This is a genomic window from Pantoea agglomerans NBRC 102470 (assembly GCF_001598475.1).
GTDB lineage: Bacteria > Pseudomonadota > Gammaproteobacteria > Enterobacterales > Enterobacteriaceae > Pantoea > Pantoea agglomerans.
The window spans coordinates 107,188-120,055 of sequence record NZ_BCZA01000004.1; the positions used below are offsets into that span (position 1 = coordinate 107,188).

General features: G+C 56.4%; 12 protein-coding genes. 3 read left to right on the forward strand and 9 right to left on the reverse strand.

Translation table 11 applies throughout. The features are described 5' to 3' along the window. Positions 1 to 100 precede the first annotated feature (100 nt). The 9 genes from recC to rppH all read right to left on the reverse strand — a co-directional run bounded on the left by recC (position 101) and on the right by rppH (position 10,233). Positions 101 to 3,478, reverse strand: a complete 3,378-nt coding sequence (gene recC, locus PAG01S_RS08975; RefSeq protein WP_062758365.1) for an exodeoxyribonuclease V subunit gamma — start codon at positions 3,476 to 3,478, stop codon at positions 101 to 103. A 101-nt stretch (positions 3,479 to 3,579) separates the two neighbouring features. After that, positions 3,580 to 3,906: a prepilin-type N-terminal cleavage/methylation domain-containing protein gene (locus PAG01S_RS08980; RefSeq protein WP_244641243.1), complete on the reverse strand. Its 327-nt coding sequence runs from the start codon at positions 3,904 to 3,906 to the stop codon at positions 3,580 to 3,582. Then, positions 3,866 to 4,270 (reverse strand): DUF2509 family protein, encoded by a 405-nt coding sequence (locus PAG01S_RS08985; RefSeq protein ID WP_033758709.1) that lies wholly within the window; start codon positions 4,268 to 4,270, stop codon positions 3,866 to 3,868. The genes PAG01S_RS08980 and PAG01S_RS08985 overlap by 41 nt, the downstream gene beginning before the upstream one ends. Beyond that, positions 4,267 to 4,794 (reverse strand): prepilin peptidase-dependent protein, encoded by a 528-nt coding sequence (locus tag PAG01S_RS08990; protein WP_170933481.1) that lies wholly within the window; start codon positions 4,792 to 4,794, stop codon positions 4,267 to 4,269. Before PAG01S_RS08990 ends, PAG01S_RS08985 begins: the two co-directional genes overlap by 4 nt. After that, complete coding sequence (locus tag PAG01S_RS08995; RefSeq protein WP_062758368.1) at positions 4,791 to 5,261, reverse strand: prepilin-type N-terminal cleavage/methylation domain-containing protein; 471 nt, start codon at positions 5,259 to 5,261, stop codon at positions 4,791 to 4,793. Before PAG01S_RS08995 ends, PAG01S_RS08990 begins: the two co-directional genes overlap by 4 nt. Before the next feature lie 186 nt (positions 5,262 to 5,447). Next, entirely contained in the window at positions 5,448 to 6,242 is a 795-nt protein-coding gene (gene thyA, locus PAG01S_RS09000; protein ID WP_062758370.1) for a thymidylate synthase, read from the reverse strand. Next, a complete protein-coding gene (lgt, locus tag PAG01S_RS09005; RefSeq protein ID WP_010671040.1) occupies positions 6,239 to 7,120 on the reverse strand; it encodes a prolipoprotein diacylglyceryl transferase in 882 nt (293 codons plus the stop codon). Before lgt ends, thyA begins: the two co-directional genes overlap by 4 nt. A gap of 326 nt (positions 7,121 to 7,446) precedes the next feature. Further along, positions 7,447 to 9,693 (reverse strand): phosphoenolpyruvate--protein phosphotransferase, encoded by a 2,247-nt coding sequence (gene ptsP / locus PAG01S_RS09010; RefSeq protein WP_010248647.1) that lies wholly within the window; start codon positions 9,691 to 9,693, stop codon positions 7,447 to 7,449. A 12-nt stretch (positions 9,694 to 9,705) separates the two neighbouring features. Then, a complete protein-coding gene (rppH, locus tag PAG01S_RS09015) occupies positions 9,706 to 10,233 on the reverse strand; it encodes an RNA pyrophosphohydrolase (protein WP_009087042.1) in 528 nt (175 codons plus the stop codon). A gap of 684 nt (positions 10,234 to 10,917) precedes the next feature. On the opposite strand from rppH, the gene mutH reads away from it, so the two are divergent. From mutH to PAG01S_RS09030, 3 genes are all read left to right on the forward strand, one after another. Next, positions 10,918 to 11,595 (forward strand): DNA mismatch repair endonuclease MutH, encoded by a 678-nt coding sequence (gene mutH / locus PAG01S_RS09020; RefSeq protein ID WP_010248652.1) that lies wholly within the window; start codon positions 10,918 to 10,920, stop codon positions 11,593 to 11,595. Positions 11,596 to 11,694: 99 nt separating this feature from the next. Continuing rightward, on the forward strand, positions 11,695 to 12,405 hold the full coding sequence (locus PAG01S_RS09025) for a TerC family protein (RefSeq protein WP_010248654.1): 711 nt from the start codon (positions 11,695 to 11,697) through the stop codon (positions 12,403 to 12,405). A gap of 118 nt (positions 12,406 to 12,523) precedes the next feature. Then, positions 12,524 to 12,742, forward strand: a complete 219-nt coding sequence (locus tag PAG01S_RS09030; RefSeq protein ID WP_003853956.1) for a YgdI/YgdR family lipoprotein — start codon at positions 12,524 to 12,526, stop codon at positions 12,740 to 12,742. Positions 12,743 to 12,868: the final 126 nt, after the last annotated feature.

Here is a 12,868-nt window from a genome sequence, read left to right on the forward strand (position 1 = left end):
CTCTCGTTTCCCGATAAACCGCCAATGTCGGACGCGGCGGCTCAAAGCAGAGCAAAATTTCTGTGTAATGAGTCAGTCAGCAAAAACGCCTTCTGATCGGCTATTCATCATCCTGATGTGCAGCCAGTACCGGTAAATACCAGCGCTGTGCCGCCTCAGTTATCTGCTGTAGTTGTGGCTCATCCAGCACCCGGCAAAGACGTTGCAGATAGGGATCGCTGCCTTCACCCTCAAGCTGATAGTTGCCTGACCAGGCCGTCAGCAGGCGATTACGCGCCTTAAGCTGGGTTGCCTCATCAGTCAGTAACTGCTGACTTTTTTTGTCGTAGCTGGCGGTCAGCCATGCGCCGCCACTTTTGTTAAGCAGCATCAGCGGCTGACGCATACCCGCGAGATACCCCGTGACATACTCATTCAGCGCAGCAATCGCCTCTGCCTGCGGCACAGCAAGGAAGCACCAGCGGCTCTGCTGCCGGCCAAACATCCGGCTGCTGCCGGTGCCGCCCAGCGCGCAGTAGACCAGATGTTCCAGCCAGAGTAGCAGTCCGTCGTTCATGTTGAGTACGCCAGGCCGCCAGCGCAGCAATCCATCGCTCTGAACCTGCGTCAGCCACCCGGTTAAGCTGACCTGCTCCAGTTGCAGATTCACTTCCCAGCTCTCGCCGTCGCTGCGCTGGGTGACCACTTCTGCCGCTACTTCCTGCATCTCATCGCGCTGCGCCTGCCAGAACAGCTCACCGAACGCGCCATAAGGCAGATTACCGGCCGCACGATGGTGCGCATAAAGCCGCTGAGTATCCTCGCCTTCGACCAGGGCATTCAGCAACTGCGCGTTAATCTGATAACGCTCAAGGTTGTCGAGCGCAAACGGCTCGCTGTCGGGCAGTTCGTTCTCCTCCAGCCAGAAACTCACGCCAAGCCGCTGGTGGAACCAGGCCCGGACCGGATGTCGCCAGAAGCGCAGGAACGCCTCCAGCGTCAGCGCGTCAATTAACGGCGCCTCCAGCGGCTGCACAAAATCGGGCTGCGGCTGCCCCGCGCCTCGCGCAGCAGGCAGCCACTCACGGGCGAAACTTTGCAGTCTGGCAGCAGGCTGGAAATTCTCGGCGGCAAACGGCATCCGGCTGTGCAGGTGCTGCAGGTGCATCCGCACCCGTTCGGCACTCTCATCCAGCTCAAGATGGCCATCACCGTCCAGATAAAAACTCTGTCCAATGTAATCCAGCAGTTCTGTGACCAGCACCGAGGGGTAGCGTTCCGTATTATCCTGAATCGCCCGGCCGATATAACTGATATAGAGCTGCTGCTGCGCCGAAATCATCGCCTCCAGGAAGAGATAGCGGTCATCATCGCGGCGACTGCGGTCGCCTTTGCGGGACTGCTGCTGCATCAGATCAAAACCTAACGGTGCTAAAGTACGGGGATAGACGCCGTCGTTCATGCCCAGCAAACAGACCAGCTGAAAAGGAATGGAGCGCATTGGCATCAGGGTACAGAAGTTAATCTGCCCCGCCAGGAAACGCTGACTGATGCGCTGTTGATCAAGCCGGCTACGCAGATCATCGCGCAACAGCGCCACCGGAATCGCCTCTTCAAACCGCGCATCCATGCCATATTCAATCAATTGCTGCCACTGCTCTTCCACCAGCAGCAAGGCGGCCTCGGTTTCTGCATCGGGCCTGAAAAAGGCATTGAGCAGTTCCCGGCACATGGGCAGCCAGGCCGCCAGTGGCCGGGGTTCGGCAAGCAGCTGCCGCCAGTGATTAAGCCGGGAGAGCAGCTCGGCCAGATGTCCCGCCAGCTCCCCCACCAGACCACCCGACTCGTCATAAGGCAGAATTCCTTCCCAGTCACCGTTGTGGCTCTCCATCGCATAACCCAGCAGCATACGCTGCAGGCCAAAGCGCCAGGTGTGCTGGCCGGTAACCGGAAGTGACAGGGCTTCTACGCTGGCATCATCCAGCCCCCAGCGTACCCCCGATTCGCTGACCCAGCGCCGCAGTAAACGCAGGCCGCTTTCATCAATGGCGAAGTGGGAAGCGAGCGCCGGGACATCGAGCAGCGCCAGCACATCCTCCGAGACAAAACGGCTGTCCGGCAGTGCCAGCAGATGCAAAAACGCCACAATGGCCGGATGAGCCTGACTGGCACGGCGATCTGAAATCGCAAACGGCAGATAGCGATCGGCAGGTGCATTGGCGAACACCGCCTGAATAAAAGGGGCGTAGGCGTCGATATCCGCCACCATGACGATGATGTCACGTGCTTTCAGCGTCGGATCGGCCTCCATCATTGCCAGCAGATGATCCTGCAACACTTCAACTTCGCGCTGGGCACTGTGGCAGACCTGCACCGCAATTGATCGATCCTCCGGATCCAGGCAGCGCTTCTGATCGCTGTGTGCCAGTTCCGCCGCATTCAGTCCGATGATGGCGTTATCCTGCAGATTGAGAAGATCGTGCTGCATACAGTGCAGCAGGTTGTCCGGCTCCACATCGACAAAAGCATCGATGTCGTCGTTTGACTCCATCTGACTGAGCAGAAACAGGTTGTCACGCCCCAGCTTGCCCCAGGAGGCGAGCAAAGGGTTGGTCAGTTGCTGTTCACCAGCGTCGTTAAACAGCGCCGGTGCCTGCTCTGCATCCCGGAAGAGTCCGCGTGATTCATCAGCACCATGACGTCGGCGCTGACGACTTTGCAGTTTCGCCAGAAACGCATAATCCTGAATATCGCCCCAGTAATCGCGGCAGGGATTGGTGAACAGCAGATGGATGTCGATGTGACGTCCCAGCGCCTGCAACGCCTGCAGATAGACCGGCGGCAGCGCAGAGATGCCACAGATAAAGACCCGTTTGGGCAGATTTTCCGGCGTGCTTTTCGCCTGATCCAGCGTCTGGATAAATCGCGCATAGAGGTTGGCGCGGTGCCATTCAGGCTGGCGCAGGGCCTGGGTATAACTCACCAGATCGCGCCACAGTGCGGCCTGCCAGCGCTGCGCCTCGCCCAGCCCCTCAATGGTTTCGCCGCGCTCCCAGCTGTTGAGCCAGTCGGCACGATAGACCAGATACTGGTCGAACAGATCGGCCACGCGGGAGCTGAGCTGAAACAGTTTACGCTTGTCGCCGTCGTCATGGAGATAGTGACGCAGAGAGGTAAACTCTTCATGCTTCAGCATCTCCGGCAGCCGGTGCATCAGCTTCCAGCCCATGCTGGCCTTACTGAAAGCACTCTCTACCGGGATATCGGGCAGTACGCGGACGAACATCTCCCAGATAAAACTGGCGGGCAGCGGAAATTCGATATTAGCAGCAATACCAAAGGTTTGCGCCAGCTCCATCTGCAGCCACTGCGCCATACCCGGACTCTGCACCAGCACCATTTCTGAGGCGAAAGGATCATCAAGAGGGTCATGTTTAATCACCGCAGCCGCCAGAATCTTCAGCACATCAAGCTGATTTGAGTGATAAACGTGAAACATGAAAACTCCTGTGATAACTCAGAACGTGACTGCGGTATTGCGGCTCTGTCACTTTACCGCGTATCGCGGTTGAAACCCATCAAAAGGGCAACCGGGAAGAGTTAACATCGCAGCCGCGTCAGGGTGGCACTGCGCTGATAAGGCCCCGTCACGTCAGCCCGATCCAGTGTGCAACCTGAAGGGCCGCTCTGCTGTTGCAGTATTGAGGTCCAGCCGGGGCTCTCATGTCCCATCAGTTGCTGCTCAGCCACCCGCCATGCCTCACGCTGATACCACTGCTGGCTGAATCCCAGTGCCAGTGCGCGATGATAGTGCAACAGCGTGCTGCTGCTTAATGCCATTAACAGCAGAGCAAACAACACTTCCGGCAGGCTGAATCCACCGCGCTTACTGGCAGGTGGCCGGGGGCGTAAGCGGGCAGTAGTCAATCCAGCCGTGCGGCAACGCGGTAATCTGATTGCCCCGTAACCGCACCCACTGCCAGACTGCCATGCCACTGCCGCTGGCCTCCCCTTTAAGCAGACCTTCATCCTTTTCACCTCGTTGTAAACAGCTGCGCCAGCCCTGGCGATCATCCTGCTGACAGCTGGCCGCCTCACTGGCTGACCAGCTCAGGGAGAAGCCCCATTGCAGCGCAGACTGCGCCCGCCAGAAATCCTGAATAAATTGCTGCTCATCCGCCAGCAGTCGCATTCCCTGCTCAGACATCTTACGGCTGGCATGCAGCGTAAAGCTGCCGATGACCATAATCATCAACACCATGCCCAGGGCGCTGCTGCCTCGCTGCTTCACAGGTTCTCTGCCTCAATCCAGCTCTCCACCGTTTCAAGCCAGCATCCGGCCCGTGCCTGCAGCACTATCCTGACCTGCGTGCCCTGCTGGCTGACGCTGAACTGCTCCAGCGTCATAAACGCGGGATCGGAGAGCCGCTCCCAGCCCGCTGACTGACACTGGTCAACACCTCGCTGCATCTCAAGCTGCTGTTGTCGCAGGCGATAACCGTAATAGTCACTCTCTGCATGGCTCACCCCTTCCCATTTACCGTTGCTGTTCTCATCCCAGCGCAGCAGCAGGCAGTTCTCTCTGATTTGCAGCGCCCCACTGCCACACTCACCGTGACAATAACCGGCACGCCGCACCGCTTTTTCCAGTGTCGCCATCATCTGCTGTAACTCCTGACGCAGCTGCGCCTGTTGCATCACGCCGGCGTTCTCTGCCAGCAGCAGCGGCAGAAAACGGCCAGCACTTAACATCACGACGGCGCTGATTGCTAAGGCGATCAGCATCTCCAGCAGGCTGAATCCGGCCATTTTCAACGGCACGTCTCCTCATCCGTCATGCAGAGGCGAATACGGGCTCTTGCCGAGATAATCAGCCGCATTCGTCCGGCGCTGTTACCCAGCTCGATGCTGCCCGCCCGGGCCACATTACGTCGGCCATAGAAGCCCGGTTCACCCCGGATGTCATAGAGCGCAACGCCAGCGTGCGGCGCTACGAATTGCAGCCGTTTTCGGCTATCACAGCCTGCAACGGGGCGGCTTCCGGCACCGATGCACCAGGGATCGCCAGGCCGTGACCATAAAATCAGGTCGCTATTTTGCCGGTTGGCCTGGGCACGCAGCCGAAGCAGGAATCCCTGCAGTTGCTGAGCGCTGTCGCGCAGTTGCTGCCGCTGTTGCCAGCGCTGCCAGCCATGCAGCGCGGCAACGCTCAGCATGCCGGCAATCACCATCACCAGCAGCAGTTCCGGCAGGGTAAAACCGCGTAAGTGTGCTGTTTTCATGGTGTCAGAGTGCGGGTGATGAACAGATGAAACAAGGTGCGGTTTGGCAGGCTGGAAAGCACGTCGCAGAGAATCTTCCCCAATAGCATGAATTGGCAGAAGCGTGCGAGCGTTGCCGCAGATTTACCGGTTTGCGGGCAAAAAAAAGCCCCGGCGAAGTGCCAGGGCGTTATCTTTTATCGCGAATCAGATGGCGACAGGGGCTTTGATCGCGGGATGCGGATCGTAGCCTTCAATCTCAAAATCGTCGAACTGATAGTCAAACAGCGACGCCGGTTTGCGTTTGATAACAAGTGATGGCAGCGGACGCGGTTCGCGGGTCAGCTGCAGGCGCGCCTGCTCCAGATGGTTACTGTAGAGGTGGGTATCACCGCCGGTCCAGACGAAGTCGCCCACCTGCAGATCGCACTGCTGCGCCACCATATGTACCAGCAACGCATAGCTGGCGATGTTAAACGGCAGGCCCAGGAAGATGTCGCACGAGCGCTGATAGAGCTGGCAGGAGAGTTTGCCGTCCGCCACGTAGAACTGGAAGAACGCGTGGCAAGGAGCCAGCGCCATCTCGCTCAGCTCGCCGACGTTCCAGGCAGAAACGATAATCCGGCGTGAGTCGGGATCGCGCTTCAGCTGCTCCATCACCTGGCTTAGCTGGTCAATCTCCTGGCCGCTGGCCGTTCCCCAGCTGCGCCACTGTTTGCCATACACCGGGCCGAGATCGCCATTCTCATCCGCCCACTCATCCCAGATGGAGACGTTGTTATCTTTGAGATAACCGATGTTGGTATCACCTTTCAGAAACCACAGCAGCTCATGAATAATCGAGCGGATATGACATTTCTTGGTGGTGACCAGCGGAAAACCATCCTGCAGATTGAAACGCATCTGGTGACCAAAAATTGAAAGCGTACCGGTGCCGGTACGGTCAGCTTTTGGCGTGCCTTCGTGCAGCACATGTTGCATTAAATCCAGATACTGTTTCATTTTTCCTCGCGAAATTGTGGCTGCGGGCGACGACGATACGCCCAGATCATCATAATAATACCGGCAATAATCATCGGCACAGAGAGGATCTGTCCCATACTGATTCCGCCTTCAAACAGGCCAAGCTGGGCATCCGGCTGGCGGAAGAACTCAACGATAATACGGAAGGCGCCATAGCCAATCAGGAACAGGCCAGAGACGCTGCCCATCGGGCGTGGCTTACGAATAAACAGATTCAGGATGATAAACAGCACTATCCCTTCCAGCGCCAGTTCATAGAGCTGCGAAGCATGACGCGGCAGCACGCCGTAGGTGTTGAGCAGCGCCTGGTATTGCGGATTGGTGGCGGCCAGCGCGACATCTTCGCTGCGGGAGCCAGGGAACAGCATGGCATAGCGGAAGCCCGGATCGACACGGCCCCAGAGCTCACCGTTAATGAAGTTGCCGAGACGACCGGCACCCAGACCGAACGGGATCAGCGGCGCGATGAAATCAGCCACCTGGAAGAAATTACGTCGGGTGCGACGGGCAAAGACCAGCATGACGACAATCACCCCGATGAGGCCACCGTGGAACGACATGCCGCCATCCCAGACTTTAAACAGATAGAGTGGATTTTCCAGGAACAGCGGTAAGTTGTAGAACAGCACATAGCCGATGCGTCCACCCAGGAAGACCCCCAGGAAACCGGCATAAAGCAGGTTCTCCACTTCCTCTTTTTTCCAGCCGCTGCCCGGCTGATTGGCGCGGCGGACAGCCAGCCACATGGCGAAAACAAAGCCCACCAGATACATCAGACCGTACCAGTGAAGCGAAACCGGTCCAATCGAGAAGATCACCGGATCGAACTGCGGAAATGCAATATAGCCGTTATTCATCATTCACCGTCTATTTTTCAACCCTGAAAAGGGGCGTTGTCAGGCACATAAATTAAGGCTGCGCATCATAGCACAGCCGGTTTTGTGAATTGTCCCGCAAATGTAAACGCGGATAACGCCCAGAGTCTGACCCGTCAGGCGTACATTGTTGCAACCAGACTGGTCACGAAAAGCGCGCAACAACCGGAGCGTACACGTAGTACGTGAGGATTACTCGCTGTGCTCGTCCCTTCAGGGCCGCCCTGACGGGCGTTCAGGTTGCTAAAGCAGCCTGTGTGAGCACTGCCCGGGGCCAGAATGGCAAATAAAATAGCCTGAAGTGGCGCTTAGCGACCGCCGCGGATCAATCCACCCAGCCCGCGACGCTCCATAAAGGTCGAGACCAGATGACGAACCTCGGTGGCGGTATGAGCATTCATACCCTGCTCGCTGAGTTGCTGCGCTTCTTCGTGATCCAGATGGCGCAGCAGGTATTTCACCCGTGGTACGTTTTTGCCGTTCATGCTGAGATGGTGATACCCCAGCCCGACCAGCAGCGCCACGCACATTGGATCGCCAGCCATTTCACCACACAGGCACAATTCCAGATTGGCCAGACGGGCTTCCTGCGCAATCGTATTCAGTGCACGCAGCATCGCCGGATGCAGCGAGTCGTAGAGATTGGCCACGCGGGTGTTGTTGCGATCCACCGCCAGCAGATATTGGGTCAGATCGTTGGTGCCAACCGAGACAAAATCGACCCGCGACGCCAGATGCGGGATCATAAACAGCATCGACGGCACTTCAATCATGATGCCGATGCGTGGCGCGGGGATCGTATAGCCCAGCATCTCTTCCACTTCGCGTCCTGCGCGATCGATCAGCTTTTTCGCTTCGTCAATCTCATCGATATGGCTGATCATCGGCAGCAGAATACTGAGGTTGCCGGATGCGGCGTTGGCACGCAGCATCGCGCGCACCTGCACCAGGAAAATTTCCGGCTGGTCAAGCGTCAGGCGGATGCCGCGCCAGCCCAGACAGGGATTCTCTTCACTGATAGGCATGTAGGGTAGCTGTTTATCTGCTCCTACATCCAGGGTACGCAGCGTCACAGGCTTGTTGTGAAACAGCTGTAACATGCCCTGATACTGCGCCACCTGCTCCTCTTCCGACGGGAAGCCGTTCTGCAGCATAAACGGGATTTCGGTGCGGTAGAGACCGATGCCATCCACCCAGTTGCCCAGCGTCTGCTCATGCTCCGGGCTTAAGCCGGCATTCAGCATCACCTGCACGCGCTCGCCGCTTTTCAGCTCACCGGGCTGATCGACCACGCCTTCCGCCATTTTGCTCAGCGCATTCTCTTCGCTGATCAAACGCTGGTACTCCTGCACCAGCACCGGCTCGGGATCGATCAACAGTTCACCGCGATACCCATCGACGATCAGCAAACGTTTGTTGAGCTGATGAGGCTGGATGTCAGCGCCCATGACCGTCGGGATCCCCATCGCGCGCGTCAGAATCGCCGCATGGGAGTTGGCTGCGCCGTCACGCACCACCACGCCCGCCAGCCGCTCATGCGGCAGCTCAGCTAAAGTGGTGGCGGTCAGCTCATCGGCCACCAGCACAAAGCGTTCCGGCCAGGCATTGGTCCCGACCAGCGTATCGTCAAGGTGAAACAGCAGGCGCTGACCCAGCACCCGCAGATCGCCTGCGCGTTCACGCAGGTAGGTGTCCGTCAGGCTGGCAAACTGTTCAGCAAACTTCTCGATCACCTGTTTCACTGCCCATTCGGCGACCGATCCGCGTTCGATCTCATCGAACAGATCTTTTTTCAGTCGGGCATCGGTTAACAGGTGAGAGTAAAGGTCGAAAATGGCCGCACTCTCTTTCTGAGCGCTGGCGCTGAAGCGTTTACTGAAGCGACGAAATTCACTGGTGGCTTCGCTCATGGCGAGCGACAGACGCTCACGTTCGCGATGAACATCCAGCGTTGAGGCAGCCGAAACCTGATCGAGCAGTGGCTGCGTCTCATCCACCCAGCCCGGTGCCACCGCCACGCCAGGCGCAGCTGCAATTGCGCGCACCCGCGTCTGCCGGAACTGACCAAACAGCTGAGCCATCTGCGACTGCGACAGCAATGCCGCCATCTGGGTGGCAAGGGTGACCAGAAACGACTCTTCGCTTTCATCAAACTGACGGTGCTCGCGCTGCTGTACCACCAGCACGCCCAGTAACTGGCGACGGCTGATAATCGGCACGCCGAGGAAGGAGCGGTAGCGCTCCTCTTTCACTGCGGGGATATATTTAAAGCTGGGATGACTCTGGGCGTCAGCAAGGTTAATCGGTTCGGCCAGACGGCCTACTAAACCGACGATCCCCTCGTCAAACGCCAGGGTCACGGTGCGGCCACGCGGTTTTTTAAGTCCGCGCGTCGCCATCAGGTAGTAGCAGTGACGATCGTGGTCGGCGAGGTAAACGGAACAGACTTCCGTATCCATCGCCAGACAGATCTCATTAACCAGGATGTCGAGTGCTTCATTGAGACGCGGCGCACTCGCCACTTTTTCTACAATTTCGCGCAACTGAGTGAGCATAAAGGGCGTGGCCTATCCTCTCTTACGTCGATGGGCAGGATTATTTCGCTGCCCCGCACTCTCCTGCATAGACATCACCACGCCAGCGAATTCCTTCATCACCCGACGATAAACGTCGCGCTTAAAGGAGACAACCTGACGCACCGGATACCAGAAACTGACCCAGCGCCAGCCATCGAACTCGGGCGTGCTGCTGTGCTGCACATTGATATCCGCGTCATTACACATTAACTGCAGAAGAAACCACTTTTGTTTCTGGCCGATACATACCGGCTTTGTGTCCCAACGCACCAAACGTTTTGGCAACTTGTAACGTAACCAGTTACGGGTAGAAGCAAGTATTCGAACATCTTTCCGGTGTAATCCGACCTCTTCGAACAGTTCGCGATACATCGCCTGTTCTGCGGTTTCACCGGGATTGATGCCTCCCTGAGGAAATTGCCAGGAGTGCTGTCCAAAGCGCCTGGCCCATAACACTTGTCCCTGCCGGTTACAGATTACGATACCAACATTCGGGCGGTAGCCATCATCATCGATCACCGGACTACCTCAAAGCAAAATTTGAATGAGCTGATTGTTTCACACTCCTTACAGGCGGTAAACCACTGGATTCATGGGGGGTTAAGCCATCATCGCCGGGATAACTCACAGAAAATGGCAAAGTTATAAACAATGACCGAGAAAAAGATCGATCTTATTCACCTTTTCTGTGGATAGCTTTGTGCAGAACGCGGGAGTTATCTGAATAACCTTTTCCGTGCACGCTGAAGAGCCAAAAAGAACCATCAACACATCCGTTTGATTTTTAATGATATTAAATCAAAAACCTTACCAGTAAATCTTTTATAAACAGTGAATATTTTCATGGTAACTGACAATTGCTTAAAATATAAGCACACTGCTTTTTATCCACAGATAATCGCTCAGGGTTAGGCCAGAGCGGCGAAATTATGGCCAGATCGTGAAAAGTCAAGGCTGTAAATGGAACCAGTACCGCACTCAGACGGTGGTTATCCCATTTTTCTGTGGATAACCGGGCTGGAGATCCTGTTCATTGTTGCGGGTAAGCTGGGATAACCCTGAAGCACCTGGGGCGGCGAGCGTGCAATCCGCTAAAAAAAGCACGATCTATCATGTTATTATCGATCCCTGACGCAGATTTTTTATGTGAGAAACGTGACTCACCTGCTGTTGTACAAATTTTAATCATTGCGAGTGTTCACCATGAGTTACCAGCCAGGACCACCTGAAGATGAAGCCAGCCTGCTGGCACGCGCGCAGGATTTAGCCGGTTTGACCCTGGAAACCCTGGCCGCGCGCGCCGGTCTGCCCATGCCTGCGGATCTCAAACGCGACAAGGGCTGGGTCGGCATGCTGCTGGAGTGGCATCTTGGTGCCAGCGCAGGCAGCAAAGCGGAGCAGGACTTTGCCCATCTGGGTATCGAACTGAAAACCATCCCGATTGATGCGCAGGGTAAACCGCTGGAAACCACCTTTGTCTGCGTGGCACCTCTGACCGGCAACAGCGGCGTGACCTGGCTCACCAGCCATGTGCGCCACAAGCTGGCGCGGGTATTGTGGATCCCGGTTGAAGGCGGGCGTGAGATTCCGCTGCGGGAACGCCGTGTCGGCGCGCCGCTGTTATGGAGCCCCGATGCGGAAGAAGATGAGATGCTGCGACAGGACTGGGAAGAGCTGATGGATATGATTGTGCTGGGTCGCGTAGAGCAGATTACCGCGCGACATGGTGCCTGGCTGCAAATCCGGCCCAAAGCCGCCAATAGCAAAGCGCTGACAGAAGGAATCGGCGATCAGGGCCAGCCAATCATGACGCTGCCGCGCGGTTTCTACCTGAAGAAAAGCTTCACCGGGCCCCTGCTGGCGCGTCATTTTCTCCTCTGAACGTCGCCACCCGCGTTGATGTGTCGCAATTTTGTGGGAGATCGGCGAATTGAATGCGTATAATCGCCGTTTACTTTTCGTTTAGGATTAAATGTCGGTATGTTTGAGTGGATTTCCGATCCCAACGCCTGGCTGGCGCTGGGCACCCTGACCATCCTTGAGGTGGTGCTGGGTATTGATAACATCATTTTCCTGTCGCTGGTGGTCGCTAAACTGCCAAAACACCAGCAAGCCAGCGCACGTCGCATTGGTCTGATGGGCGCGATGCTGATGCGTCTTGGCCTGCTGGCTTCTATCGCGTGGGTAGCCCGTCTGACTAACCCGCTCTTTACGCTGATGGATCATGCGTTCTCGGCGCGCGATCTGATTCTGCTGTTTGGCGGACTGTTCCTGCTGTGGAAATCGAGCATGGAGATCCATGAAACGATCGAAGGCAGCGAAGGCGAACACAACACCCGCGTCCATTCCTTCCTGGGTGCGATTGTGCAGATCATGATGCTCGACATTATTTTCAGCCTCGACTCGGTGATCACGGCCATCGGCCTCTCCGATCATCTGTTCATTATGATGGCGGCGGTGGTTATTGCCGTGCTGATGATGATGTTCGCTGCGCGCGCGATCGGTGAGTTTGTTGACCGCCATCCGTCAGTGAAAATGCTGGCTCTCTCTTTCCTGATTCTGGTCGGTTTCACCCTGATCCTGGAGAGTTTTGCGGTCCACGTACCAAAAGGTTACATTTATTTCGCTATGTTCTTCTCAATGGCGGTTGAGTGTCTTAACCTGATGCGCAGTAAGAAAAAGCACGCCTGATAAAGTCAAGGGCGAGCCTGCTCGCCCGGTTATTTTCAGATTCATACGATTAACCCTGCCGGCAAAACCATTTATTACTACACTGTTTGCACTTGACCATTTGTGAGGATTAGGCGTGATGAAAGGGTTGGCAGGAGTAGCACTGGTGATGGTAACCGCCGCATTCTTAAGTGGATGCAGTTCTGATTATGTCATGGCGACCAAAGATGGCCGGATGATCATGACCGAAGGCAAGCCGAGCATTGATAAAGAGACCGGCCTGGTGGAGTACACTGACCAGACGGGTCATATGGTGCAGATTAACAGCGATGAGGTTTCTACGATCATTGAACGTTAAGTGCCCGATTTAATCACCTGCCACCGATTCCCGGCTGGCAGGTGATTTCCCCGACTTTTCCCCCTTCCTTCCCCGCCATTGCTCGCGCTATAGTCCCTGAGGACACAACATTCCATTCCATAAAGA

Coding starts and splice junctions, on each gene's coding strand:
- recC (WP_062758365.1), bottom strand. CDS start 3,478: ATGTTTCACGTTTATCACTCAAATCAGCTTGATGTGCTGAAGATTCTG.
- PAG01S_RS08995 (WP_062758368.1), bottom strand. CDS start 5,261: ATGAAAACAGCACACTTACGCGGTTTTACCCTGCCGGAACTGCTGCTG.
- thyA (WP_062758370.1), bottom strand. CDS start 6,242: ATGAAACAGTATCTGGATTTAATGCAACATGTGCTGCACGAAGGCACG.
- lgt (WP_010671040.1), bottom strand. CDS start 7,120: ATGAATAACGGCTATATTGCATTTCCGCAGTTCGATCCGGTGATCTTC.
- ptsP (WP_010248647.1), bottom strand. CDS start 9,693: ATGCTCACTCAGTTGCGCGAAATTGTAGAAAAAGTGGCGAGTGCGCCG.
- mutH (WP_010248652.1), top strand. CDS start 10,918: ATGAGTTACCAGCCAGGACCACCTGAAGATGAAGCCAGCCTGCTGGCA.
- PAG01S_RS09025 (WP_010248654.1), top strand. CDS start 11,695: ATGTTTGAGTGGATTTCCGATCCCAACGCCTGGCTGGCGCTGGGCACC.
- PAG01S_RS09030 (WP_003853956.1), top strand. CDS start 12,524: ATGAAAGGGTTGGCAGGAGTAGCACTGGTGATGGTAACCGCCGCATTC.